Annotated in this window: 23 protein-coding genes, 1 tRNA gene and 1 pseudogene; 15 read left to right on the top strand and 10 right to left on the bottom strand. The window is 47.7% G+C overall.

The features are described 5' to 3' along the window. On the bottom strand, positions 1–543 hold the full coding sequence (pyrE, locus tag BCF55_RS05005; RefSeq protein ID WP_170144751.1) for an orotate phosphoribosyltransferase: 543 nt from the start codon (positions 541–543) through the stop codon (positions 1–3). A gap of 17 nt (positions 544–560) precedes the next feature. Here pyrE and lpxK point away from each other — a divergent pair, with 17 nt between their 5' ends. Genes lpxK through BCF55_RS04990 form a run of 3 tightly spaced genes read left to right on the top strand, consistent with a single transcriptional unit; the run spans position 561 to position 6189 of the window. Continuing rightward, positions 561–1523 (top strand): tetraacyldisaccharide 4'-kinase, encoded by a 963-nt coding sequence (gene lpxK / locus BCF55_RS05000; protein ID WP_121010875.1) that lies wholly within the window; start codon positions 561–563, stop codon positions 1521–1523. Positions 1524–1529: 6 nt separating this feature from the next. Continuing rightward, positions 1530–3371: a PAS domain-containing sensor histidine kinase gene (locus tag BCF55_RS04995; RefSeq protein WP_121010872.1), complete on the top strand. Its 1842-nt coding sequence runs from the start codon at positions 1530–1532 to the stop codon at positions 3369–3371. After that, positions 3358–6189 carry an EAL domain-containing protein gene (locus tag BCF55_RS04990; RefSeq protein ID WP_245960432.1) on the top strand — a complete coding sequence of 944 codons (2832 nt, stop codon included), beginning with the start codon at positions 3358–3360 and terminating at the stop codon, positions 6187–6189. Before BCF55_RS04995 ends, BCF55_RS04990 begins: the two co-directional genes overlap by 14 nt. A gap of 4 nt (positions 6190–6193) precedes the next feature. Here the strand turns inward: BCF55_RS04990 and gcvH are convergent, their stop codons facing one another. The 3 genes from gcvH to thrC are packed head-to-tail and all read right to left on the bottom strand — an operon-like array spanning position 6194 to position 8301. Further along, positions 6194–6676 (bottom strand): glycine cleavage system protein H, encoded by a 483-nt coding sequence (gene gcvH / locus BCF55_RS04985; RefSeq protein WP_121010866.1) that lies wholly within the window; start codon positions 6674–6676, stop codon positions 6194–6196. Positions 6677–6691: 15 nt separating this feature from the next. After that, the gene (locus tag BCF55_RS04980) at positions 6692–7243 is read right to left on the bottom strand and encodes a class II aldolase/adducin family protein (RefSeq protein ID WP_121010863.1); all 552 of its coding nucleotides are present in this window, start codon (positions 7241–7243) and stop codon (positions 6692–6694) included. After that, a complete protein-coding gene (gene thrC, locus BCF55_RS04975) occupies positions 7243–8301 on the bottom strand; it encodes a threonine synthase (RefSeq protein WP_121010860.1) in 1059 nt (352 codons plus the stop codon). Before thrC ends, BCF55_RS04980 begins: the two co-directional genes overlap by 1 nt. Positions 8302–8349: 48 nt before the next feature. Here thrC and BCF55_RS04970 point away from each other — a divergent pair, with 48 nt between their 5' ends. Continuing rightward, complete coding sequence (locus BCF55_RS04970; RefSeq protein WP_121010857.1) at positions 8350–9090, top strand: ABC transporter permease; 741 nt, start codon at positions 8350–8352, stop codon at positions 9088–9090. On the opposite strand, the gene BCF55_RS04965 is transcribed toward BCF55_RS04970, so the two are convergent. Further along, positions 9077–9946 (bottom strand): SDH family Clp fold serine proteinase, encoded by an 870-nt coding sequence (locus tag BCF55_RS04965; RefSeq protein WP_121010854.1) that lies wholly within the window; start codon positions 9944–9946, stop codon positions 9077–9079. The genes BCF55_RS04970 and BCF55_RS04965 overlap by 14 nt on opposite strands. 36 nt (positions 9947–9982) lie before the next feature. Between BCF55_RS04965 and BCF55_RS04960 the strand changes: the two genes are divergently transcribed. Continuing rightward, complete coding sequence (locus BCF55_RS04960) at positions 9983–10966, top strand: tetratricopeptide repeat protein (protein WP_121010851.1); 984 nt, start codon at positions 9983–9985, stop codon at positions 10964–10966. Here BCF55_RS04960 and ftsY read toward each other — a convergent pair. Both ftsY and BCF55_RS09890 read right to left on the bottom strand, forming a co-directional pair. Next, positions 10955–11740 (bottom strand): signal recognition particle-docking protein FtsY, encoded by a 786-nt coding sequence (gene ftsY / locus BCF55_RS09895; RefSeq protein ID WP_425480288.1) that lies wholly within the window; start codon positions 11738–11740, stop codon positions 10955–10957. The genes BCF55_RS04960 and ftsY overlap by 12 nt on opposite strands. Before the next feature lie 207 nt (positions 11741–11947). Next, positions 11948–12157 (bottom strand): annotated as a pseudogene (locus BCF55_RS09890) (signal recognition particle-docking protein FtsY); the annotation flags it as partial. A 204-nt stretch (positions 12158–12361) separates the two neighbouring features. On the opposite strand from BCF55_RS09890, the gene BCF55_RS04950 reads away from it, so the two are divergent. The 5 genes from BCF55_RS04950 to BCF55_RS04930 all read left to right on the top strand — a co-directional run bounded on the left by BCF55_RS04950 (position 12362) and on the right by BCF55_RS04930 (position 19417). Beyond that, positions 12362–12634: a septation protein SpoVG family protein gene (locus tag BCF55_RS04950; RefSeq protein ID WP_121010845.1), complete on the top strand. Its 273-nt coding sequence runs from the start codon at positions 12362–12364 to the stop codon at positions 12632–12634. Continuing rightward, on the top strand, positions 12631–14295 hold the full coding sequence (gene resB / locus BCF55_RS04945; protein ID WP_245960405.1) for a cytochrome c biogenesis protein ResB: 1665 nt from the start codon (positions 12631–12633) through the stop codon (positions 14293–14295). Before BCF55_RS04950 ends, resB begins: the two co-directional genes overlap by 4 nt. A 29-nt stretch (positions 14296–14324) precedes the next feature. After that, entirely contained in the window at positions 14325–16175 is a 1851-nt protein-coding gene (locus BCF55_RS04940; protein WP_245960404.1) for a GGDEF domain-containing protein, read from the top strand. 111 nt (positions 16176–16286) lie between these two features. After that, the gene (locus tag BCF55_RS04935) at positions 16287–19301 is read left to right on the top strand and encodes an AAA family ATPase (RefSeq protein ID WP_121010839.1); all 3015 of its coding nucleotides are present in this window, start codon (positions 16287–16289) and stop codon (positions 19299–19301) included. A gap of 43 nt (positions 19302–19344) precedes the next feature. Beyond that, positions 19345–19417 (top strand) — tRNA-Pro (locus BCF55_RS04930). An 18-nt stretch (positions 19418–19435) separates the two neighbouring features. On the opposite strand, the gene BCF55_RS04925 is transcribed toward BCF55_RS04930, so the two are convergent. Then, positions 19436–20503: a tyrosine-type recombinase/integrase gene (locus BCF55_RS04925; RefSeq protein WP_121010836.1), complete on the bottom strand. Its 1068-nt coding sequence runs from the start codon at positions 20501–20503 to the stop codon at positions 19436–19438. Between the two features lie 4 nt (positions 20504–20507). Beyond that, positions 20508–20702 carry a helix-turn-helix domain-containing protein gene (locus tag BCF55_RS04920; protein ID WP_121010833.1) on the bottom strand — a complete coding sequence of 65 codons (195 nt, stop codon included), beginning with the start codon at positions 20700–20702 and terminating at the stop codon, positions 20508–20510. A gap of 77 nt (positions 20703–20779) precedes the next feature. Here BCF55_RS04920 and BCF55_RS04915 point away from each other — a divergent pair, with 77 nt between their 5' ends. The 4 genes from BCF55_RS04915 (at position 20780) to BCF55_RS09685 (ending at position 22834) form a co-directional block, all read left to right on the top strand. After that, positions 20780–21118 carry a hypothetical protein gene (locus BCF55_RS04915; RefSeq protein WP_121010830.1) on the top strand — a complete coding sequence of 113 codons (339 nt, stop codon included), beginning with the start codon at positions 20780–20782 and terminating at the stop codon, positions 21116–21118. A 223-nt stretch (positions 21119–21341) separates the two neighbouring features. Further along, positions 21342–22346, top strand: coding sequence for a Fic family protein (locus BCF55_RS04910; RefSeq protein ID WP_245960403.1), 1005 nt, complete (start codon positions 21342–21344; stop codon positions 22344–22346). Positions 22347–22443: 97 nt separating this feature from the next. Next, positions 22444–22653: a DUF2283 domain-containing protein gene (locus BCF55_RS04905; protein ID WP_121010824.1), complete on the top strand. Its 210-nt coding sequence runs from the start codon at positions 22444–22446 to the stop codon at positions 22651–22653. A 10-nt stretch (positions 22654–22663) separates the two neighbouring features. Next, a complete protein-coding gene (locus tag BCF55_RS09685) occupies positions 22664–22834 on the top strand; it encodes a hypothetical protein (protein ID WP_170144750.1) in 171 nt (56 codons plus the stop codon). A gap of 176 nt (positions 22835–23010) precedes the next feature. On the opposite strand, the gene BCF55_RS04900 is transcribed toward BCF55_RS09685, so the two are convergent. After that, positions 23011–23313, bottom strand: coding sequence for a hypothetical protein (locus tag BCF55_RS04900; protein WP_147425006.1), 303 nt, complete (start codon positions 23311–23313; stop codon positions 23011–23013). A gap of 52 nt (positions 23314–23365) precedes the next feature. Here BCF55_RS04900 and BCF55_RS04895 point away from each other — a divergent pair, with 52 nt between their 5' ends. After that, positions 23366–23689: a hypothetical protein gene (locus tag BCF55_RS04895; protein WP_121010818.1), complete on the top strand. Its 324-nt coding sequence runs from the start codon at positions 23366–23368 to the stop codon at positions 23687–23689. The last annotated feature ends 69 nt before the right edge of the window (positions 23690–23758 follow it).

The raw sequence follows: 23758 nt of genomic DNA, 5'->3' as shown, positions 1-23758 counted from the left end.
TCATAACAGTTCCGATAGCTTGAACAGCGAGTAGAGGGCTAAACCCTCAGCCTCTATGTTCTCCTTTCCACCTTCTTCTCTGTCCACTATGGTAAAGACGCCTATAACCTCAAGACCCGCTTCCCTGCAGGCTCTAACAGCTTTTAAAGAAGACCCTGCGGTCGTTACCACATCCTCCACAACCGCAACCCTCTCTCCCTCCTTAACGAGCCCCTCTATCTGTCTCCCCATTCCGTGTCCCTTGGGCTCCTTCCTGACAACAAAGGGCTTTATGGGATTTCCGTCCATGTAAGAAACAAAGGAAACAGCGTAAGCTATCGGGTCGGCACCGAGGGTGAGACCTCCCACCCCGTCGGGATTGAACTCACTCACGAGCTCATACATCAGCTTCCCCACAAGGTACGCCCCCTCCGGGTCAAAGGTGATCTGCTTGAGGTCCACGTAGTACCTGCTGAGCTTTCCGGAAGAGAGTTTGAAGACAGGTTCATCAGCAACCTTCAGAGAGCGTTCCCTTATCAGAGCCTTTAGTCTTTCCCTTTCCATGGTGCTAATATTTTAGTGTGTTTCTCCTTTACCTTTTCTCTCTTATTTACGGCGGAGCCGTCTCTATAAGAAACCTTCTGTATGACAGAGGAATTCTTAAAACGAAAAAGCTTCCTGTCCCCGTAATTTCGGTAGGAAACATATCCGCCGGCGGTTCCGGGAAGACCTCTCTAGTCAGATTTTTAGCCCAAGAGCTTGGAAGGACCCTGCGGGTGGCGATTCTCCTGAGAGGATACAGGAGGAAGAGCAAGGGAACCCTCGTGGTCTCTGAATGGGGGGAGCTGAAGACCGATGCCTGGTCTGCGGGAGATGAGGCTTACCTTCTCGCCAGGCTTCTTCCTGAGGTCTCGGTCGTCGTCTCGGAGGACAGGTACAGGGGCGGACTTCTTGCGGTGGAAGAGCTCGGGGCGGAGCTCGTAATCCTTGATGACGGCTTCCAGCACAGAAAACTCTACAGGGATTTGGACGTAGTCCTGATTAAAAGGAGAGACTTAAGCGACAGACTCCTTCCCGCAGGACTTTTGAGAGAACCTCTTAAAAACCTAAAGAGGGCAGACGCAATAGTCCTCTCCTATCAGGACGTAGAGCCCTTTGAGTTCTCCATTGAGGGAAAGCCCGTTTTTAAGCTCTTCAGGGAGTTCAGGTATCTTTTAAACAGCAGTTTTGAAAGGGTTCCCCTTGAAGAGTTAAGGGGGGAAGAGGTAGTAGCCTTTGCAGGTCTCGGGGACAACGAGCAGTTCTTTAAAACCCTTGAAAGGCTTAACTTTAAGGTCAAGGATAAACTAAGCTTTCCCGACCACCACGATTACAGAGACTTCAGGCTGGAGAAAGATAAACTCTACATAACAACCCCCAAGGATATGGTAAAGCTCCCCCCTTCGGAAAACCTCTACGCCCTTGACTTTGAGGTGAGGGTTGATGGATTGCTGACCTTCCTTATGGAAAAGCTCGGGATGGCAGATAGATTTAAGAAGAGGTAAAAAATTTTGGATTGGGTTGAGGTTCTCTCTCCGGTTTTTGAGGAACTTATAGAAAACTTTCCGGTAGGTGTCCTCATAGTGACCTTGGAGGGAGATATACTCAAGGCGAACAGGATAGTCCTTGAGTTTACAGGATACACGGAGGAGGAGATAAAGGGGCTCAACGTAACCAAACTCTACAAAAACCCTGCGGACAGGGAGCTCTTCTTAAGGGGGTTGTTGGAAAAAGGTATGGTAAGGGACTTTGAGGCTGAGTTTCTCAGTAAGGACGGAAGACCCTTCTGGGCACTCCTTGACTCAAGACTGGTTAGCGTGGGCGATAAACGTCTCATAATCACTGTCGCACGGGATATAACACAGCAGAAGAAGGCGGAGGAAAAACTCCGCAGGATACTTGAAGACCTGCCGGTGGGAGTCCTGATAACCGCAAAGGACGGAAAGGTTTTGTACGCCAATCCCTTCCTCGCTGAACTCTTAGGTGGAGATATAAAGAGGTTAGAAAACCTGAGGGTTACCCAGTTATACGGTTCTAAGAAGGACAGGAAGAGGTTTACGAAAGAGCTCCTTGAGAAAGGAGAGGTAAGGAACTTTGAGCTCAGGCTGAAGGACGAAGGGGAGAGATGGGTGTCTGTAAACGCGACCCTTGAGAAGATTGGTGATGAAGAGCTTATCATAACAACGGTTGAGGATATAACCCAGAGGAAGCTCTTTCAGAAGGAACTTCTCAGGCTCGTTGAGGAGAGGACGAGGGAGCTCGCGGAGTCGGAGTCAAGGTACAGACAGATGGTGGAGAACCCCCTTGTGGGCGTTTACCTCGCCGATGAGAGAGGAGTCTTCCTATTCATTAATCGGAGACTCTCGGAGATGAGCGGCTACGAGCCTGAAGAGGTCATAGGTAAGAAGACCATGCTTGAGGTTATAGCTCCCGAGTACCGTGAATGGCTTGCCCGCAGGCTCATGGAGAGGAAAGCGGGCAGACTGGGACCGGACGTGGTTGAGGCGGAGCTCCTGAAAAAGGACGGAACGAGGTTCTGGGCTCTCACTGCTGCAGCGGAATATAGGGATGCTGAGGGCAACATAAAAGGCTACCTCGGTGTGGTCGTTGATATAACGGAGAAGAAGGTTGCGGAAAGGAGAGTTCTTGAACTCCTTGAGGACCTCAGGAGTTTCTCCCACAGCATCTCCCATGACCTGAAAGCTCCCCTGAGAGCCCTCCAGTCCTATGCGGAAGCTGTCCTTGAGGACTACGGAGAAGACCTCCCCGAAGGTGCCCTGGAGCTCGTCCAGAGGATATCCGGAACAGCTCAGAAGATGGCAAAACTCATAGAGGACATACTGACCTATACCAGAATTACCGGCAGTAAACCTGAGCTTAAAAGGATTGAACTGAAAGAGGTCCTTTCCGAGATTCTCTCCTACTTCGGGGAGGAGATAAGAAGCAGTGGGGCTAAGGTTGAGGTAAAGGAGCCGTTGCCGCCGGTTCTTGCCGATGAAACCCTGCTCAGGTTAGTCCTTCTCAACCTTATATCCAACGCCCTTAAGTACAGGCACCCGGAAAGGAGACCGGAGATAGAGGTGAAAGCTGAGAGCAACGACTGGGTAACCTTCTGGATTAAAGACAACGGCATCGGTATAGACGGAGAGTTTCAGGAGAGGATATTCCGTATGTTTGAGAGGCTCCACGGAGAGGAGAGCTACCCAGGGACCGGTGCGGGTCTTGCCATAGCCAAGAGAGCTGCTGAAAGGATGGGAGGAAGCATAGGGGTAGCTTCCGAGCCTGGAAAGGGCAGCAGCTTCTGGATTAAATTAAGAAGGGGAGAAGGTAACATTGAGGGTGGTTCTGGTTGACGATAACCCCGACGACCGCTTCCTGGTGGAGAGGGAGCTCAGGAAAACCTTTGAGGATATTGAGGTTGTCCACGTAAAGGAGAGTAAAGAGCTAAGAGATGTCCTGGAGAGGGGCGATTTTGACCTTCTGATAACTGACTACCAGCTCCGATGGACCGACGGGCTCTCCGTCCTGAGGAAGGTGAAGGAGAAATACCCTTTAAAACCCGTAATCATGTTTACGGGAACGGGGAACGAAGAGGTAGCTGTTGAGGCTATGAAGTCAGGACTTGACGACTACGTTCTTAAATCCCCGAAGCACTTCAAGAGGCTCGCCGTAGCCGCCAAGGCTGTCCTGGAAAAGGCTCAGCAGAGGGAAGAGCTTGAAAGGATAGAGGCAACTTACAGAGACCTCTTCAATAACGTCCCCATAGGGCTGTTCAGGTTGAGCAGGGACGGAGAGATACTTGACCTGAATCCTATAGCAAGAGAACTCTTTGGAGTTAAGCTTGGACAGAAGGTGAGCATAGGTGAGCTTTTCCTTGACAGAAAGGAGCTCTTCCGCTTCCTCAGGAAACTGTACCAGAAAGGTCTGATTAAGGGGTATGAAACCAGGCTGAGAACACTGAAGGGAGATGTCCTGTGGGTAAAGATAAACGTAAGGAAGATTGAAGAGAACGGGAAGGTCTTTTACGAAGGCTCCGTAGAGGACATAACTAAGCAGAAGCTGGCAGAGGAGAAGATAAATAAGGTCCTGGGCGCCTACCCGGACCTCGTGTTCCTCATAAAGGATGGAAAGTTCACCTACGTCAAGGGGAGCGAGGATGACCTCCTTACAGAACCTGATAAGCTCGTGAGTAAGAGCATAGAGAGGGTGGTACCACCGGGTGTAGCCATAAGGTGGAGGGAGCTTATAAACGAGGCTCTTGACACGGGTTCAAGGGTGGATTACAGCTACACGGTTCACCATCCCAAAAAGGGAGTCCTGTTTTACCAGGCTGTTATCCTGCCTTTCTCCGACGGAGAGGTCATAATCTTCTCCAGGAACGTTACTCAGGAAGTCAGCCTCAACAGGATGTACAGAACCCTAAGTAGCTTCAACAGGAGTCTCCTTTACGTTAGGTCTGAAGAGGAGATGTTTATGGAGATGACAAGAATTCTTGTTGAGGAGGGAGGCTTCAGACTCGCTATGGTTTGCAGAGTGGAAGATGGGGAGTTCAGACTGGAGGTGGCTCACTCAGACAGAGAACTGAGCTTAGACCCCCCTATTCTCTCCAGGGTAGCTCCGAACCTCCTTAAGGAAACCGTCCGCTCCCGAAGTATCCGTGCTTTTAACAACGTATATGAAGACTTTAGCGGCGAGCTAAGGGACATCCTTGTGAAGGAAGGCTTCCTATCCTGCAGCTTCTTGCCCCTTGAGGTTGAGGGTGAAGTCTTTGCACTCCTTGTCCTCTTTTCCGACATGCTTGAGTTCTTCAGAGGGGAGGAGCTTGAACTTCTTGAGGAGCTAAGAAAGAGTGCTGGATATGCCCTTGAGAGCCTCAGGAAGGAGGAGAGACTCCATTACCTCACTTACCACGACCAGTTAACGGGACTCCTGAACAGAACGGCTTTCATGGAAGTCCTTAGGGACACCCTTGAGAAAGCCAAAAGGGAGAACCTATCGGTCGCCCTTCTGATAGCGGACGTTGCACAGCTCAGGTACATAAACGAGTCCCACGGTCACACCTTCGGAGACAGGGTTCTTGTGGAACTTGCGGACAGGTTGAGGGATGTTTTAAGAACGGGTGATGTTCTGGCACGCCTGGGAGCCGATGAGTTTGGTATAGTGCTTACAGGTTTCAAAACCCTTGGGGATATAGAGCAGGTCATAGGGAGGATACTTACCACGTGCTCCCGTCCGATAAACATAAAGGGTGTGAACCTTACCCCGAGACTCAACGTTGGGATAGCTCTGTTCCCTGACGATGCGGAGGAGATGGACGAACTGGTTAAGAAGGCGGACATAGCCCTCAACCTTGCTAAGGAGAAGGAGAGGGAGTTTTACCTTTACTCAAAGGAAGTTGCTAAGCAGTTTGAGGTTGGATTGATTGTGAGGGAGCAGCTTCCCTCAGCGATTGAGAAGGGACAGCTTTACCTCCTCTACCAGCCCATAGTCAGCACAAGAGATGTAAGGGTAAGGGAACTGGAGGCTCTCGTTAGATGGAACCATCCCGAGCTTGGAAACATACCTCCCTCCCTCTTCATATCCGTTGCCGAAAGAACCGGAGACATAGTTAGACTTGGGGAGTGGATACTCCGCAAAGCTGTGAGGGAGTGCAGCGAGCTTATTAAGAGAAACCCCGTTGGTATCAGCATAAACCTGTCGGCAAAGCAGCTGAAAGAAGATGAGTTTCTTGAAATTATTGAAGCCGTTGTATCCGAATATGGAATCCCTACCGGGAGGATTCAGTTTGAGATAACCGAGAGGGAACTGGTAGAGGCAACGGCGGAGAACATCAATATCCTGGTAAAGCTCAAGGATAAAGGTTTCAGCATAGCCATAGATGACTTCGGAACCGGTTACTCCTCCCTCTCCTATCTTACCAAGTTCCCCATAGATACTTTAAAGATAGACATGGAGATAATAAGGAGCATGGAAGAAAACCTGAGAAACGTGGACCTCGTTGCCGCCATAATTGAGATGGCTCACACCCTTGGCATGGACGTGATTGCGGAGGGAGTGGAAACAGAGAAGGAGTTTCAAACCCTCAGACTCCTGAGATGCGACTTCGTTCAGGGATACTACTTCTCGCCGCCTGCAAAACTTGAGGAACTCAGAGCTATGCTTTCTCTGTAAAGGTTTATGAGTAGAACTTCTTGCTTATCTGGGCGAGCTCCTCTCCACAGTTGACATTTTCTCTCTCTATGTACTCCTTCTGTTTCTGTATGGCTTCCTCACCCGTAACCAGGTCTTTTAAGTCCCTCTCAAGGTCTACCGGCTTTACCCTCACTATCCACCCTTCTCCGTAGGGGTCGTCGTTTATAAGCTCCGGCTCATCAAAGAGTCTTTCATTCCTCTCTATAACCTCACCCTCTATAACAGCAGGTATGGGACCGGTCCACTTACCGCTCTCCAGGGACGCGTAAGGTTTTCCCTTGGGAACCTTTCTACCGGGGTTTTTTATCCTGATATTTATTATCTTTCCAGCCCTTGCCTGACCAATATCTGTAGCTCCAACAGTCACGGTTCCGTCTTCATTAACCCTGAACCACACCTGGTTTTCTATATCGTAGTACAGGTCAGGGGGAAGCTTACATCCTCTATAAACGATTTCCTCTGCCATTCCTTACCTCCTGAGCTAAGAACCTCTCAAGAAGAGTATTTTACAGGATTGTTCCAGGGTTGATATGAAGCTGTAAGCCTTGTAAAGTTCATCTGCAGCTGCGAAGACACCATGTCCCCTCACGATGACCACAGGGAGATACTTAAGGGAGGAAGAGGCTCTCTCAGCGAGCTCATCGGAAGCTGAGGGTTTTTCAAGCTCAAGGACCGGCACACTTCCCAGTATCTCTCTACCCTCTGAATCTACAGGAACCACCTCTTCCTTTTCGTAAGACACAAGGAGGGTGTATACGGGGTGAGCGTGTACAACTGCACGCCTTTCTGTCTCAATTATTATCTTTTTATGAACTGACAGCTCCACAGAAGCTCTTTTATCAAGGATGTGTGTCTCTTTGAGGGGTAGCTCAATTATGTCCTCTTTTCTCAAAGCTCCAAGGCTTGAACCCGTCCTCGTTATATACAGCCTCTCCATGAAAGCCCGGCTTATGTTGCCAGAACGGGCACTCACAAGACCTTCTGAGAACAGGAGTTTACCTACCTTTATAATCTCTTTATAAATCCACTCCATCAGAAACCGAGTTCTCTGACTACAGCGTTTATCTCGGGGGGAACTGTCACGGGCTCTTCACACACCTTTATCGCCGTATCGGGGTCTTTGAGTCCGTTACCCGTGAGCGTGCAAACCACCACCTCCCCGCCTTTAAAGAACCTTTCCCTGGTGAGTTTTATGAGTCCTGCAACGCTCGCCGCTGAGGCTGGTTCGCAGAACACACCCTCGGTTGAAGCTATAGTTTTATAAGCGTTGAGTATCTCACCGTCGCTCACCATGTCTATCTTCCCGCCGGATTCTTCAGCCGCTTTGAGGGCGTTCTTCCAGCTATAGGGGTTACCTATCTTTATAGCGGTTGCTATGGTCTGTGGGTTCTTTATTGGGTAGCCTTTGACTATGGGTGCGGCACCCTCTGCCTGCCAGCCCATCATTCTGGGGAGTTTATTTATCTTTCCGGCTTTCTTGTAATCTTTGTAACCTTTCCAGTAGGCGGTTATGTTGCCAGCGTTTCCAACAGGAATGAAGTGATAGTCAGGGGCGTCTCCCAAGGCATCACATACTTCATAGGCTGCCGTTTTCTGCCCTTCTATCCTGAAGGGGTTTACCGAGTTAACGATCTCCACAGGATACTTTTCACCTATCTTTCTGACTATGTGCAGGGCGTCATCAAAAGTTCCCCTGACAGCGAGAACTTTTGCACCGTAAATCATAGCCTGGGAGAGTTTACCTATGGCTACGGCTCCCTTTGGGAGCAGGACGTAAGCTCTGAGACCTGCCCTTGCAGCGTAAGCGGCTGCGGAGGCGGAGGTGTTTCCCGTTGAGGCGCATATGACGGCTTCCTTACCATTTTCCACGGCTTTAGAGATCGCAACTGTCATTCCCCTGTCCTTAAAGGAGCCGGTCGGGTTTAATCCCTCGTATTTCAGGAATATCTTTCCTTTGAAGCCTATAGCCTCAGCCAGATTGGGGGCTTCAATGAGGGGAGTGTTTCCCTCAAGGAGTGTCACAACAGGGGTTTTGTCGGTGACGGGCAAAAACTCTCTGTACTGGTTTATTATTCCCTGCCAACAACTCATAACACGCTCTTAATTATAACTCCGAAATGTTAGAAAATATTAAACTCCATGGAAGAGAGTGCTTTTCTCCTATCTTACTTCCTTATCGTTTTTTCTATGCTGCTCGCCTGGAAGGAGGGGTTAGGCAACGGGAAGGAGATATTCCTGTCCTCTATAAGAACAGCGGTGCAGCTTGTTCTCCTCGGATACGTATTGAAGTATCTACTGCAGCTTAACTCCTTACCGGGGCTTCTCCTTGTGATACTCGGTATGTCTTTTATCTCCGCCTTCATAGCCTATGAGAGAGTCAAAAGTGTAACCGTTCTCTTCACGGGCTTTCTTTCAATAACTACCACAACCTTTTTGACCTTAATTCCCCTCCTGGTTGTTGGTATCCTCAAGCCTCAGGCTCACCAGCTTATCCCCTTTGGAGGGATAATAGTTGGAAACACACTAAATTCAATAACCCTGGCTTTTGATAGGTTTCTCGGAGAGGTAAAGAATCGCAGACATGAGATTGAAGCCAAGGTGGCTCTTGGAGCAAGCCTGAGGGTTGCCATGAAGGAGGCTTTCATTGACAGCTTAAGGGCTTCTCTCATACCAAAGATAAACTTTATGAAGGCTGCCGGGTTGGTTCATATCCCGGGGGTCGCTGTGGGTATGCTGATGGCAGGTGCAGACCCGATGAGCGCCATACTATATCAGATAGTTATACTCTATGCCTTGGTTTTTGCAGGACTCCTCGGGAGTGTTCTCATACTCTACACGAGCTACAGGTGGGCTTTGAAGCTTGCCGTCAGGAGTTCTTAGCACCCGAGTTCTGCGCCTGCTTGTAGGGTACCGGTATGTACTGAACCGAAGGAGGTTGTGCACCCATAGGTTGCTCATAAAGCTCCATCAGGGCGTAAACCTCTTCCGGGACTTCTGTATTCACAGGAAGACCAAGCTCCTTCAGGTAATCTACCGTAAGGGGGTAGTCGTGGGTGAACTTTCCAATCGCAAGCTCCTGTGCTATTTTCTCAGCCTTTTCTCTATCCATACCGTTTGTGCTCAAAAGCCAGAGCAGGTAATCCTTCATCTGCTTTATAGCCTTCTCGGAAACGTCTGCAAGTATGATGGTCTGGTCGTCTATATCCTTTGGCTCCTTCTTTTCCAGAACTTTGAGTATGGAGGTTGCCGGCATCTGCCCTATCTGAGGATCAACGGGACCAAGGACTGCGTTTGGGTCCATTACTATCTCATCCGCGGCAAGGGCTATGAGTGTACCCCCAGACATGGCGTAGTGGGGAACTATGACTCTAACCGGTGCCTTGTGTTTTACAAGGGCATTGGCAATCTGAGTTGCAGCAAGGGCAAGACCCCCCGGAGTGTGGATTATGAAGTCTATGGGCATATCATCGGGTGTCATCCTTATGGCTCTCAGAACCCTCTCCGAGTCCTCTATGTTTATGAACCTGAATATGGGTATCCCTAGGAAACCCATAGCTTCCTGCCTGTGTATCATGGTTATCACCCTGCTCTTCCTTTTATCCTCTATGGCTCTTATAGCTGCCTCTCTTGCCCTCTGGAGGGAAACCCTGCGAAACCATGGACTTAGTATTAGGAAGAATATAAATATGAACCACAGTAAGTTGAACATGTATGAGAATGGGTCGTAAGCGGGCATCTTTACACCTCCTCTGGGCATTATAATACACTGCTGATGAGGATATTTTGCCTTCTGATTACTGCGGTTCTGCTTTTTTCGTGTGCAAAGCCCAGGGTAAATATAAGCTACCTGGAACCTCCGAGAAGGTATGAGGGTGGGCTTAAAAAGCTTGCGGTTCTGCCCTTTGAAAGCACGAGTATGGATGGTAAGGCTTTTGCTTCAGAGCTTGAGGCAGAACTTCTACAGGTAAATGTAGAAGGCAAGCCCTACTTCAGCCTTGTGAGCAGAAACGAGATTGACAAGGTTGTAAATGAGTTGAAGTTCTCCTCCAGCGGGTTTACCGGAGAGAGCTCAGAGCTTGGAAGACTTCTTAAGGCTGAAGGACTTCTTACCGGTGTGGTTGAGTATGCAAGTGGCACAGGCACGTACTATGAGAAGAGGTTCAGGTGCACGAAAACAAAAGGCTCCGGGCTTATAAAGGAGTGTGTTGATGCTGTTGAGTATCCCGTCAGGTGCAGGACCTACGAGCTGGAATTTTCAATGGTGCCAAAGTTGATAAGCGTTGAAAGGGGGAAGATACTTTACTCAAGACGTATAACCAGGCACTATACAGAGAAACACTGTGATGACTATGGGTACCCGCCTCCGAGCTTTAGTCGTATGCTTGACAGGGCAAAGGGAGAGGCTATAAGGGAACTCATAGAGGATATAGCACCTCATCCGGTGACTGTTGTGGCTGAATTTATAGACGACGATGAGGGAGTGAAGGACAGAAACTCCTTTGAGAAAGCCATAGAACTTGCCGAAGATGGAAGGGTTGAAGAAGCCTGCAGTTTATTCAGAGCTATTAAAGGGGACGCCTACGCTCTCTTTTACAACAAGGGGTTGTGTGCGGAACTTGAGGGCAAGCTTGAAAGTGCGGAGGAGCTTTACAGAAAAGCCCTTCTCATCAGGGAAGACGAAAGGATAAGGAGAGCCCTCAACAGGGTTACTCTTAGGAGGTTAAAGAGGGAAAAGTTGGAGTCTTTAGTCAAATAGAGCTTCAACGTACTCTTCGGTGCTGAACTGCTGAAGGTCCTCTATACTCTCTCCGACGCCTATAAGTTTTATAGGAATTTTCAGCTCCCTGCATATGGCTATGACCGCACCACCTTTGGCTGAACCGTCAAGTTTGGTTACAACTATACCGCTTATGTCCACAGCCTCCTTAAACACCTTAGCCTGCTGGATAGAGTTCTGCCCTATGGTGGCGTCTAAGACCAGCAAGGTTTCCGTCGGCTCTTCAGGAAGGAGTTTCTGAATAACCTTCTTCACCTTTCTGAGCTCGTTTATAAGGGGCTCCTTGGTGTGGAGTCTGCCGGCTGTATCTATAAGAGTTATGTCGTGTCCTTCCTTGATGGCTCTTTCCACCCCTTCATAGACCACCGCAGCAGGGTCAGCCCCCTCATGTTTCTTAGTTATGTCCGCTCCAGACCTTTTAGCCCAAACCTCTAACTGCTCTATGGCGGCAGCCCTGAAAGTATCAGCGGCAACAAGCATTACCTTCTTCCCCTCGCTTGTAAACTTGTAGGCAAGCTTCCCTATGGTTGTGGTTTTCCCAGAACCGTTTACACCTAAGAACAGAATTACAGCGGGTTTCTTATCCTCCGGGATATTCAGAGTTCCTTCGCACCCTTTAAGGAGTTCCTTGACTTTCTCCTTGGTAACCTCTTTGAGCTCCTCAGAAGTTTTTATATTCTTCCTTAAAGCTATCCTCCTCAGGTCTTCAACGAGAGCGACAGCCGTTTTAACACCTATATCAGCCTTAACCAGGAGCTCCTCCAGCTCCTCAAAGAGCTCCTCATCTACCTTCCTGCCTCTGAACACGATACCGAACTCAACGCTCTCTTTTGTCTTCCTAAGTCCCCTCTTCAGCTTCTCTAAGAGGTTCTCCTTCTTCTCTTCAACAAGCCCAAGCTCCCTCTTCACCGCATATATCTTCTCTTCAACCTCCTCCCTTTTTGAGGGTGGAGCTATCTTCAGAGCCCTCTCAAGTACTTCAAGGGCTTTCTCCCTCTTGCCTGTTGCCTTGAGTATGTTCCCCACTTTCAGCAGACTGTCAAAGTCCCCTACCTTGAGGTATTCCTCAACAGCTCCTGCATAGTTTCCAACCTTCTCATATACAAGCCCCCTCTCCTTTGCGGTCCCAAGCTCCTTCCCGTATCTTTCAAGGAGCCTGTAAGCCTGCATAAAGTTTTCTTCCTCCAAGTAAAGGTCAAAGAGAACCTTCCTTAGGTCTGGGTCGCTTTCATACTTTTCAAGGAGTTTCTTTGCCTTCTCTCTTTTACCCTTTCTCAGAAGCTCAAGGATTGCGCTCTTATCACCTTTCTCAGCCCTCTTCTCTATATCAGATTTTTTGAAGAATAACATGATAAGTATTATCCTAAAAATGCCGTGGTTAAGGTTGAAGTTATCAAGTTCTACCCCTTTGAACTTCCCGGAAAGAGAGGCGGTCTTGTGGGCTACGCAGACGTGAAGATAGGAGAGCTTATAGTCATTAAGACCGTCAAACTGATGAAGAACCGCTACGGGGGTTATTACGTCCAGATGCCCAGCGTTCAGCTGGGAGATAGAAGCTACGAAGTTGTAGAGGTCATCTCCAAAGAACTCCTTGAGGAGATAAGGAGAAAAGTCAGGGAAATTTACGAGGAAAGGTTTAAAATATGAAACTCAGCGTCATGGTTTCATTTATTCAATCCTTCGGCTTTTTCGTTGCCACCCTCATACTGTTTGCAGGAGTGGTCATATACGGGCTCTTTCACCTTGAGGAGCCAAACCTTGTATACTGGAGCATCTTTGGTGCGTCAGCCCTCTTGTTTGTAACAGGACTTGGAGTCACCCTGTTCAGAGGTTTTAAGGACCTCATAAAGGATTACAGGAAGCATGGAAACCTGTTTGGGTTTGTATATGACCTCTTTGCCTCTTTGAAACTCGCCATATTCATAATGCTTCTGCTCGGTATACTTTCAATGCTTGGCTCCACATATATTCAGCAGCTCCAGCCCTTTGAAGCTTACCTTGACAAGTTCGGACCCACAAAAGCCGTTTGGTTTTGGAAGCTGTGGTTGAACGATGTTTTCCACTCATGGTATTACATAACCCTCATAGTCCTGCTCGCCGTCAATCTAATAGTGTGCTCAATAAAGAGGCTACCAAGAATCTGGAGGCAGACCTTCGGCAGCGAAAGAGTCATCAAGCTTGACGAGAGAGCGGAAAAGCACCTTAAACCCATATCGGTCAGGATAAAGGACCCTAAGGATATTATCAACCTTCTGGTAAGTAAGGGCTTCAGGGTTTTTAAGGAGGAAGAAGGGAACAGGGTGTATCTCTTTGCGGAGAAGGGGAAGTATTCAAGACTCGGAGTATACATAGTTCACATAGCCCTTCTGGTGATAATGGCTGGTGCCTTGATAGACGCCATTTTTGGTGTGAGGGGTTTCCTTCCTGTACCTGAAGGAGAAACATCAAACATAATGCTGGTGGGTGCGGACGATAAGAGGGTCAAGCTACCCTTTGCAATTCATTTGAAGGAGTTCAAGATAATAACTTACGGAGATGAGGCTCAGGAGAAGGGGATAAGGGTAGCCGAAGCTTTTAAAGATGCCATAGCCTCTTACAGGAGTAAGGTAGAGATAATAAATTCGGGAGAGAAGGTCGCAGAGGGCACCGTGGAGGTGAACGAGCCTTTCGTATTCAGAAGCTATAGAATTTTTCAAGCTTCCTACGGGCTTACAGGCGGTGTTAGGGAGATGGGAGTGGTAGTTGTTGATAAGGATAAAGCTCAGAAGGATGTGAGGGAAGCCATAGTTGGGAGGTTTACCGTTGGAAGCGGTAAGGTGACCGAGTTTAAAGACATGCTTATATCAGTTGAGAAGGTGGTTCTGAACATAAACAATCCCCAGGCAGGTATGCAGGGGCAGTTAGCGCCGGCAGTGGTTCTCAAAGTCCTCTGGAAGAGGAAGGCTTACAATATACCTGTGGTTTACGACCCACAGATAACCGTCATGGTTTACTCAGAGATAAAGGAGCTTGAGGATTTCCCCTACGTTTTCTTCATGGATGGTTTTTCTCCTCAATTCTACTCCGGGTTCCAGGTCTCCTTCCATCCTGGAACCAACGTAATATGGCTTGGCTCAATAGTGCTGGTGCTTGGTATGATGGTTGCCTTCTATACGGTTCACAGAAAGGTATGGGTAAGAATTGAAGGGGACACAGCTAAGATAGCTTTTTACTCCCACAAATTCAGGGAGGAATTTAGAAAGAGCTTCTTAAGGGAGCTTGAAGAGGTTCACGCCCATGGTCAAACCGCCGGCGGTAGTGCCGATTAAAACAATAGGTGATTAGTATGTTACGGGGAATGAGGGGACGTCTGGTACTGAAGACGGGGGCTTTGCTTTTAGCTCTCTTTATACTCACGGTAGGTATAGTGGCTTTCTTCTTCAGAAAGAGCGTAATAGAAGGCTCTGAAGAGGAAGCCATGACTATAGCGGAGCTTGTGAGAGACACTTTAACCTCCTATATGGTTCTTAACGTTATAGACAGGAAAGACCTGCTCCTTGAACAGATAAAGGATACCAGAGGTCTTGAGTATATAAGGATACTGAGAGGTGAGGCGGTCAAGAGGCAGTTCGGTAACGGTATGGAGAAGGAAAATCCTGCGGACCCTATTGAAAGGGAGGTTATTAATACCGGTAAGGTTAAGAAGGTCCTGCTTGAGGATAAGGACAAGGTCATATACAGGCTGGTGATACCTTACGTAGCCTCCTCATCGGGGCAGGTGAACTGTCTTCAGTGTCATAGGGTAAAAGAGGGGGAAGTTCTCGGCGCTATCAGCCTTGCCGTGGACTTAACTGGGAAGAAGAATGAAGCCTTCACTATGCTGGGACTTTACACGGTAACCGCCGGAGGCATATTCGTATTCCTCTTCCTGGTCATAGTAAAGCACTTTGACCCCTACAGAAGGCTCTTTGAGGATATGAAGAAGGTTCTGGGCAATTTCAAAGAGGGAAACTTTAAAAGCAGGCTTGAAACGGACCTGAGGGACGAGGCTGGGGAACTTGCCCAGTTTATAAACATGGTCGGTGAGCAGCTGAACTTCATACTCACGAACATCAGGGAGAAAGTTTCAATGCTCATAGGCTACAACGTTATGGAAACGGAGAACGCCCTCAAGGACACGGAGAAGATAGTTGAAGAGTTGGTAAAGATATCCCATTTCAAGAGGACTATAGAGCAGGATATAAGGAAGGCTGAGATATACGAAAGGCTTGAGACGATACTCGGAGACTACATGAGCCTGGACAAATTTTCAATTTACGAAGTTGACGAACGCAGGAATGCGATGCGCCCGATTGCGGTTCAGGGTGAGAGTATGTGGTGCTCTGAGGTGATTCTGGAAAATGCTAACGAGTGCAGGGCTAAGAGAACAGGACACGATGTGGACTCCCAGGAGTTCCCGTGTATATGTCCGAGATTCGCCCATAACGAGCTGTGTTCAACTCATGGAATCCAGTACTACTGCATACCCGTAAACATAGGTGGAAAGGTAGGTAGCGTAGTCCAGATAGTTTACGAGAAAGACATGGACATGTTCGTAAGGATGCTTATACCCTACATTAAAGGGTATCTCCAGGAAGCTTCCCCCGTTTTAGAGTCTAAGAGCCTTATGGAGCTGCTCCAGCAACAGTCCTACGTGGACCAGCTTACAGGGCTATACAACCGTAGATTCCTTGAGGAGATCGTGGATAAACTATCCGCCCAGATAAAGAGGAGGGGGACTATCCTTGGAATCCTCATGGTAGATATAGACTACTTTAAACAGGTCAACGACAAGTACGGACACGATGTAGGTGACAGGGTTCTAAAAGAGATAGCCCAGACTATAAAAAATAACGTCAGGGAAGCGGACTATGTGATAAGGTTTGGCGGGGAAGAGATAATGGTCCTCCTTGTGGATTCTCAAGAAGGAGCTGCTGAGCGGGTAGCGGAGAAGATAAGACAGGCGGTTGAGAACAGACCTATAGAGGTATCTGGGGGAGTTTTAAAGAAGACAGTGAGTATAGGAGTTTCGGAGTTTCCCAAGGACTGTGAAGGAAAGTTCTGGCAGTGTGTTAAGTTCGCAGATGTAGCCCTTTACAAGGCAAAGGAAGGCGGGAGGAACAGGGTGGTCAGGTTCACACACGATATGTGGAGCGGGGAGGAGTATTAATACCCTTCTATTGGAAAAGACTATTTATGAATGGTGGAAACCGCCTCAGAAAAACTTGACAATAATATACTCAAGAAATATTATAATAGCAATTAAATAGGAGGAAGAGGAATGATAAGCGAAAATCTGTTCTCGGCACGTTCCCTTGAGTATCTGGAAACGGCAAAGGAGATAGCCCGTCAGCAGGGTGACACGAAAGTGGATACAGACCACCTCCTGATAGCCCTATTGTCAGATGAGAGTTCTCCCCTTGCCAAGTTCCTTGAAAAGAGAGGGGTTGAAAGGAAGGAGTTTCTTAAAAGGATAAGGGAACACCTTGGCAACCTGTGGGAACAGATTGAAAAGGCAGTTGAACAGGAAGCGAAACACCTCATAAACCTCCGCTCCCAGATAATGCAGGTAAAGTCAGACATAGGTGGGGTTCAGACGGAACTTCAGCGGATAAGACAGGCAAAGGACAGGCTTCAGAGGGAGCTGGAACAGGCACGCAGGTACAGGGATTACTGGACATTGGAAAGTCTTGAGCTTGAACTCAGAAGACTCAACTCTCTGGAGCAAAATTACCGCAGACAGCTGGAGGGTGTTGAAAGGAGTTTAACCTCGGTATTCAAGTCAGAGGACGTGAGAGCTTTCCTTGACAACAGGCTTTCAATAGACGGACTCATAAGAAAGGCTATAGAGGATTCTTCCCTAATTCAACAGGTAAAGGAGATAGGGATATCGCCCGACAGGGTTATTGACAGGATAGCGGAAAGAGTATTTGGGAAGAAACCAAGCTTTGATTACAGCACCTACTTGATAAGAGTTCTTGAGGACGCCCAGAACAGGGCTGTCAGTGAGGGAGAAACCCAGGTGCAACCCTCCCATATAGGTGCCTCTCTGGTTGAGGCAAAGGATACAATCGGAGGTAGATTAATAAATCAGGTATTAGGAGGTGAAAAAGAGATGAAAGATGTAGGACAGGAGCTGAAAGAAGAGGAGAAATCTCCCCTTGAGAGGTTCGGCGTGAATCTGACCCAGCTTGCAAAGGAAGGTAAGCTTGACCCTGTGATAGGAAGGGAGAGGGAGATAAACCAGCTGATTGAGGTACTTCTGAGGAGAACAAAGAATAACCCTGTCTTGGTGGGAGACCCAGGAGTTGGTAAGACAGCGATAGTTGAAGGCTTAGCTCAGAGAATCGTAAACAAGGAAGTTCCAACGGAGCTTCAGGACAAGGAGATATGGGCAGTTGATATGGCGACACTACTTGCCGGTTCCAAGTACAGAGGTGAATTTGAGGAAAGGATGAAAGCCCTCCTTGATGAAGTGAAGGAAAAGGGTAACGTAATACTCTTTATAGATGAAATACACACTATAGTTGGTGCGGGAAAGGCTGAAGGTGCCGTTGATGCCGGTAATATAATGAAACCGGCTCTCGCGAGGGGTGAGATAAGGGTTATAGGTGCTACAACCGTTGATGAATATAGAAAATACATAGAGAAAGATCCTGCCCTTGAGAGGAGGTTTCAACCCATATACGTTGACGAGCCTTCGGAGGAGGAGACCTTAGAGATACTCAAGGGGTTGAGACCAAAACTTGAGCAGCACCATAAGGTGAAAATATCTGACGAGGCTATAGAGGCTGCGGTAAAACTCACAAGGAGATATGTGACCTTCAGGAAGCTTCCCGACAAGGCTATAGACGCGCTGGACCAGGCTTCCGCACGAAAGAAACTTTCGGTTATATCCGTACCTCCTGAGATACAAGAAATTGAGAGGAAGCTAAAAGCTCTAGAAGAGGAGATAGTGAAGGCAAACCTTGAAGGTAACTACGAGAGGGAAGCCCAGCTCAAAGTTCAGAAGGTTCAGCTTGAGAAGGAAAGACAGCTCCTCATGGAAAAGCTCGGTAGTGTAGACGTTAAGGCTAAAGAGCTAAAAAGGAGGATAGACGAGCTTGATAAAGAAATCATTAAAGCCTCTGAAAAGGGAGATTATGAGAGGGAAGCCCAGCTTAAGATAGAGAAGGTAAACCTTGAAAAGGAGCTGAAAGCCCTTGAATCCCAGAAAGCTGAGGAGCTCGTTGTCACATGGGATGATGTGGCACAGGTTGTCTCCGAATGGACAGGGATACCAGTTACAAGACTGAAAGAGGAGGAGATGGAAAAACTCCTTAAACTTGAAGAAGAGCTGCACAGGAGGGTTGTTGATCAAGAGCATGCTGTAAAGGCAGTAGCCGAGGCGGTGAGGAGAGCCAGGGCTGGTCTGAAAGACCCCAAAAGACCGATAGCCAGCTTTCTCTTCCTTGGACCAACCGGTGTAGGTAAAACAGAGCTTTCAAAGGCACTAGCAGAACTCCTCTTTGGTGAAGAGGATGCCCTTATAAGGCTGGATATGTCCGAATTTAAGGAAGAGCATTCCGTTGCTAAGTTAATAGGCGCACCTCCAGGATACGTGGGATATGAAGAGGGTGGAAAGCTTACCGAGGCGGTTAGAAGAAAACCTTACTCGGTCATACTTCTTGATGAGATTGAGAAAGCTCACCCAAGGGTATTTGACCTATTCCTTCAAGTTCTTGATGACGGAAGGCTCACAGATTCCCATGGAAGGACCGTTGACTTCAGAAACACGGTTATCATAATGACTTCAAATATAGGTAGCCAGTACCTACTTAACATACCCGTTGACGCCAACGAAGATGTAGTTCAAAGGGAGTTTGAAAAGGCTAAGGATAAAGTTCTTGAAGAGCTCAAGGTCTTCTTCAGACCTGAATTCCTTAACAGGGTTGATGAGGTGATAGTCTTCAAACCTCTCACGATGAGGGAGCTATCTCAGATTATTGACCTCTTGGTTGCCAACGTAAACCGCAGACTCAGAGAAAGAGATATAGAGATTGAGCTGACCCATGAGGCTAAAAACGAGCTCGTTGCACGGGGTTATGACCCTGCCTTTGGTGCAAGACCTCTAAAGAGAACTATACAGAGGTACATTGAAACACCTTTAGCTGACAAGATAATCAGGGGTGAAGTTAAGGATGGAATGAAGATAGTGGTTGACTTTAAAGACGGAGACTTCCAATTCATACCCAAAGAAGCTTATCAGCCGGCTACAGCCCCAAGCGGTGACAGCAAAGGGGGAGAGGATTCTTAAACCTCTCTTCCCCTGTTTCCTCCTCGTATAATTAATTAACTGACGGGGCGTAGCTCAGGTGGTAGAGCGCTGGCTTCGGGAGCCAGAGGTCGGCGGTTCAAGTCCGCTCGCCCCGAGGATTTCCCGCTTCTCCCCTATCCCGTTGACGAAATACTGCCGAAGTCGATACTGTCCACTACTTCTTGAAGGTATTCATCTGTCAGATGGGCATATCTCTTTGTCATGGAAAGGTCTGAGTGGTGGAGGAGTTTCTGAACTGCATATATGTCCTTTGATTTCATCGCTACCCAAGAAGCAAAAGTGTGCCTGAGGTCATGAAATCGGAAGTTCTTTATACCTGCCTTTCGGCAAGCTGTTTGAAAGGCTCTCCTGTATCCGTTCCATTCTGCACTATACGGCTCCCCCTTCGAGTTGATGAAAACATACCCGTGGTCTATCCCTCCTTCCTTTTGCTCTTCCTTTAGCTTCATCAGTAATTCATACACAGTTTTGTTCATCGGTATCTTGTAGATCTTCTTTGTCTTTGTGTTTGTTGGCTCTATGTAGATCTTCCTGTTCTTGAAGTCTACCTGATCCCACTTGAGGGAGAATATCTCTCCCGCTCTCAGTCCCGTATTAAGAGCAAATATTACTGCTGGTTTGAGCCATTCGGGGCAGGTATCTATCAGCTTCTTAGCCTCTTCGGGAGTGAGATACCTGAGCCTTTCATTCTCAACATCCCTGAACTTCTCTATCTTCGGCAGGTCTCCGGAAAACAAGCCCAGCTCTTTGGCTCTGTTGAAGATACTTTTGAGAACGGTCAGTTCTTTGTTTATCGTGTCTTTACCTACTCCATTCTGTAGTCTCTTCTTCTTGTAGTGCTCTACCGTGAAATATGAAATCCTCTGGAGCTGATAGTCCCCGAAGTACTCCACGAGCTTCTCTACTCTGTATCTGTGTATGTCCTTTGCCTTTTTCCTTGCGTGTGAGCGGGTTTCATACCATTCGAGGTATTTTCTCGCTACCTCCTTGAAGGTAGTGTTTTTCTCTTTCGGTGGTATCCACTCTCCCCGGATTACCTGAGCTCTTATCTCGTTAGCGATTTCTCGTGCAACGGTCTTAGCGACATTCCCTATCTTGACATAGTATCGTTTACCCTGATACATGAACTCGAAATACCAGTTCTTTCCTCTCTTCCTGAGATAGCCCTCTCCCCTCGGCATACTCCTATTTTAGCTTGTCTACCATAGGATTTACAAAAGGCAAACTCCTGAAGTATTCATCCAGTTCTTCCTTGAGGAAGATGATCTTCTTTCCCCACTTTCTTCCCGGCAGTTTTCCCTTATACGTCAGTCTCCTTACCTGCTGTTCTGTCACTCCGAGCATCTGAGCGACGTCTTTGACGGTCAAAACCCCGCTCATCCATCTGTATAGCGCAAAATTCTGAGCCGGTTTTATGTGGGTAGATGCACATAAACAATTTTTGCGCTATTTCTCATATGAGGGTTAAAGTAGAAAAAGAGTATCTCAATCCCGTCGTAAAGTCTTTCCTCAGCTACTATAAAGACGTTCCTGCGGTTCATACGCTCTGCTTTGTTCTGGATATTCTAAGAGACTACATTGACCACTCTCCTGAACTGGTAGTCCTTGCCTGGAATCAGAACAGCATCCTGGTGAGTATCCGTATTTACGACAGACAGATACTGGTGAAGGTGCTGGTAGGAGCCGTGGAAATCCTGAGTGTGTGGGACGGTAGAAAGAAACCTCTACGCATACATGTGTATGACGACTCGGACACTTTTGAATACCTGAGAGCCTTGATAGAGACGGCTTTCTGAGCACAACAGTTTTTATGTGTGCATATACACATAAACGTCTGACCGGAAGAAATCTTTTATGTGCAGGTATCCACATAAACCTTGGAGCTTGGGTTACGGATTGAGAGATTTGTAGTGTTACGGTTGGGGATTCCCCCACTTACCGAAACACTCTCTTGTCCTTGAAAACCAAGCTATTGAGATTTATCCTCTTTGTATGCGAAACACTTATGAGCTGATTAGTTTGAGGAAGAGACTGATAGAAGAACTCGGCGGTCTTCCTCCGCTTGAAGAGTGGCTCTATCTCCTCAAAGAAGAGACGAGGAACTCCATTATGATTGAGGGACATTTCGTATCGGAAGAGGAGATGGAAGCCGTCCTGTCAGGGAAAGGAGCAATAACAAGGGACGAAGAGGTAGCTCTGCACTACTTCAAAATCGCCCTGTTCGTTTACGGGCTTGCCTATGAGAACTACAAAACGGGGGAGTTCATCTTCTCGGAGTCCCTTATAAGGCAGATCAATAAGGGAGTTCTCGGGGAAAGAGGAGAATACCGCAAGGGAGAAATCAGAATAGCGGGAGCGAGGTTAAGACCGCCATCTCCATTTCATCTGGAGAAGTGGATGAAGCTCTACGTGGACTGGGTAAAGGAGAACGCAGGTTCCGGAGACTTCACGGACTTCCTTGCAAAGGAGCACGTCCTCTTTGAGAGCATACACCCGTTCCCAGATGGGAACGGACGGACGGGCAGGGTTATACTCAACTACCTTCTTATCTCCAGAGGCTACCCGCCGGTAGTCATAAAGGGAGACGAGGAAAACAGAAAGAGGTATATCAGGGCTCTTGAGGTTGCGGAAGAACCTCTTGTGGAGCTATTCCAGAAGGAGCCTGACAGGAGAGAACTTGAGAAAGCTATGAACGAGATGAACGCAGAGTTGATGAAAGAGCTTATTGAAGAGGCTCTTATCAGGAGTATGGATACGATACTTGCCCCTTTACTGGAGAAGAAACGGAGCATAACCCTTATGCCTTCTTCTGAGGTAGCTTCCGAGCTCGGCTATTCTCCCGACAGTATCCGTGAGCTTATAAGGAGAGGCTACTTTATAGCTATCAAGAGGGGCAAGAGCTGGTTCACTCACCCTTCTCTTGATGTCAGGGAAAGCAAGTTTCCCCGACTAGGACTTGAAAACCTTGAAAATCCAACAGAAGAAGACCACGAGAGCGGAGAGTGGTTTACACCGGAAAGGTAAAGCCGAAGCTCCCGAGTCATTCTTGCCCTCGCACTTTGCCCAGTTTATGTGTATATATATGCACATAAGCCTCAAAACATATATTTAACAATTATAAATGAAGGTGTGGTATTTTCCTGACACTGACACGCTCTACATAGAGCTTATTAACGTGCCGAGCGTAGAGTCGGCAGAGGTTATGGAAGGTGTTGTTTTTGACTACGATGAAAAGGGAAAAGTGGTAGGCATAGAGATAGAACATTTCACGGAAAGGTTTAGCGGTAAGCCTGCGGAAATCCCACTTACCTTTACCAACTTCCTCGCCTAAATTACCTGTTATGGACATAGACAAGATAAAACTTGACGACTTTGAGAGGCAGATAGAGGAAGAGCTTGAAAGAGGAGAGTGGGTAGAAGCCAAGGACGCTGAGAAGATAAAAGAGGAGTTGAAAGAGGCGGCTGAAGCCTACCTCAAAAAGAAAGCCCAAAACCAGAAGAAGGAGCGTTGACTGATGAAAACGGAACATTTCACGGGAAGGTTTAGTGACAAGTCCATAGAGGCTCCTTTTACGCTATAACCTCTAAGAGAACCGGGTATTATACTTGCCGGTGTAACACCGTGGAGTATAATTAAGCACATCAATAAGATTGATAGAAGAATGACTTATGCAGAATGTAGTCCCTATTATTCTTCCCACTCTTCGGCAGTTGCTTGTATAAGATCCTCATAATCCTTCACGGGAACGAACGAGAATGAAAAGTAGCAGTCCCTGTATTTCCTCACGAATTCTTCTGCAAGCTCCTCATACCAGAAAGGGCAAGTATCTTGAGGAATGAATGTGTCAAGGTATCTCCCTCTCCTGTCAAAGATGTCTACTCCGAAAGCTCCGAACTCCAGAGTCCTTGCACGCTTAACGAGAACCAGGAGATCCTCAGAGTGAACAGACTCTCCTTTTCTCCTCAAACCCTCAAAAAGAAACCTCTCCATAAGTATAGATTCTAATAGAGGTTTCTTGTAAAACAATAATTGGGGACTAAGTATGAAGAAAGCCATCGTCCTTGCCTTACTGCTCGTCTCCTGCTCAGACGAGACGAATATTAAGGTTCTTGAAGGTAAAGAAAAAAGGATAGGTATGAAAGCTTATGAAAGGTGCGAGCAGGCTCCGAAGTACCTGATCTTTCCTGACCCTTCTCCCCGGTTCACTATGAAAGGCGTCAGGTTCCCGGTGAGGATAATAGCCTTTAAAAACGGAGAGGTTGTCCACAACCGCATCCACTATCCCGACGAAGCACTTATCAGGTTACCCAATCCTGATCTCGTCATAGAAGTCCCCGTGTGCGATCGGGAGCAATACAGCAAATAGCATCTTGCCCGCCAAACCTTCCGGCTCATTCCTCCCTTCCAAGGAAATGTCCTATTTATGGACCATTTT

The sequence above is a fragment of the Hydrogenivirga caldilitoris genome, from assembly GCF_003664005.1.
GTDB classification, from domain to species: Bacteria; Aquificota; Aquificia; order Aquificales; family Aquificaceae; genus Hydrogenivirga; species Hydrogenivirga caldilitoris.
Note: the sequence above shows the minus strand (reverse complement) of the source record. Positions and strands in the feature narration are given on the sequence as shown.

Excerpts from the sequence above, each read along its gene's own strand:
- BCF55_RS04940 (WP_245960404.1), top strand. The coding sequence starts at position 14,325 with ATGAGGGGACGTCTGGTACTGAAGACGGGGGCTTTGCTTTTAGCTCTC.
- BCF55_RS04925 (WP_121010836.1), bottom strand. The coding sequence starts at position 20,503 with ATGCCGAGGGGAGAGGGCTATCTCAGGAAGAGAGGAAAGAACTGGTAT.
- BCF55_RS04915 (WP_121010830.1), top strand. The coding sequence starts at position 20,780 with ATGAGGGTTAAAGTAGAAAAAGAGTATCTCAATCCCGTCGTAAAGTCT.
- BCF55_RS04970 (WP_121010857.1), top strand. The coding sequence starts at position 8,350 with ATGGAAGAGAGTGCTTTTCTCCTATCTTACTTCCTTATCGTTTTTTCT.
- BCF55_RS04980 (WP_121010863.1), bottom strand. The coding sequence starts at position 7,243 with ATGGAGTGGATTTATAAAGAGATTATAAAGGTAGGTAAACTCCTGTTC.
- BCF55_RS04935 (WP_121010839.1), top strand. The coding sequence starts at position 16,287 with ATGATAAGCGAAAATCTGTTCTCGGCACGTTCCCTTGAGTATCTGGAA.
- pyrE (WP_170144751.1), bottom strand. The coding sequence starts at position 543 with ATGGAAAGGGAAAGACTAAAGGCTCTGATAAGGGAACGCTCTCTGAAG.
- gcvH (WP_121010866.1), bottom strand. The coding sequence starts at position 6,676 with ATGGCAGAGGAAATCGTTTATAGAGGATGTAAGCTTCCCCCTGACCTG.
- BCF55_RS09685 (WP_170144750.1), top strand. The coding sequence starts at position 22,664 with ATGGACATAGACAAGATAAAACTTGACGACTTTGAGAGGCAGATAGAG.
- resB (WP_245960405.1), top strand. The coding sequence starts at position 12,631 with ATGAAACTCAGCGTCATGGTTTCATTTATTCAATCCTTCGGCTTTTTC.
- BCF55_RS04900 (WP_147425006.1), bottom strand. The coding sequence starts at position 23,313 with ATGGAGAGGTTTCTTTTTGAGGGTTTGAGGAGAAAAGGAGAGTCTGTT.
- thrC (WP_121010860.1), bottom strand. The coding sequence starts at position 8,301 with ATGAGTTGTTGGCAGGGAATAATAAACCAGTACAGAGAGTTTTTGCCC.
- BCF55_RS04905 (WP_121010824.1), top strand. The coding sequence starts at position 22,444 with ATGAAGGTGTGGTATTTTCCTGACACTGACACGCTCTACATAGAGCTT.
- BCF55_RS04960 (WP_121010851.1), top strand. The coding sequence starts at position 9,983 with ATGAGGATATTTTGCCTTCTGATTACTGCGGTTCTGCTTTTTTCGTGT.
- BCF55_RS04895 (WP_121010818.1), top strand. The coding sequence starts at position 23,366 with ATGAAGAAAGCCATCGTCCTTGCCTTACTGCTCGTCTCCTGCTCAGAC.
- BCF55_RS04920 (WP_121010833.1), bottom strand. The coding sequence starts at position 20,702 with ATGAGCGGGGTTTTGACCGTCAAAGACGTCGCTCAGATGCTCGGAGTG.
- BCF55_RS04965 (WP_121010854.1), bottom strand. The coding sequence starts at position 9,946 with ATGCCCGCTTACGACCCATTCTCATACATGTTCAACTTACTGTGGTTC.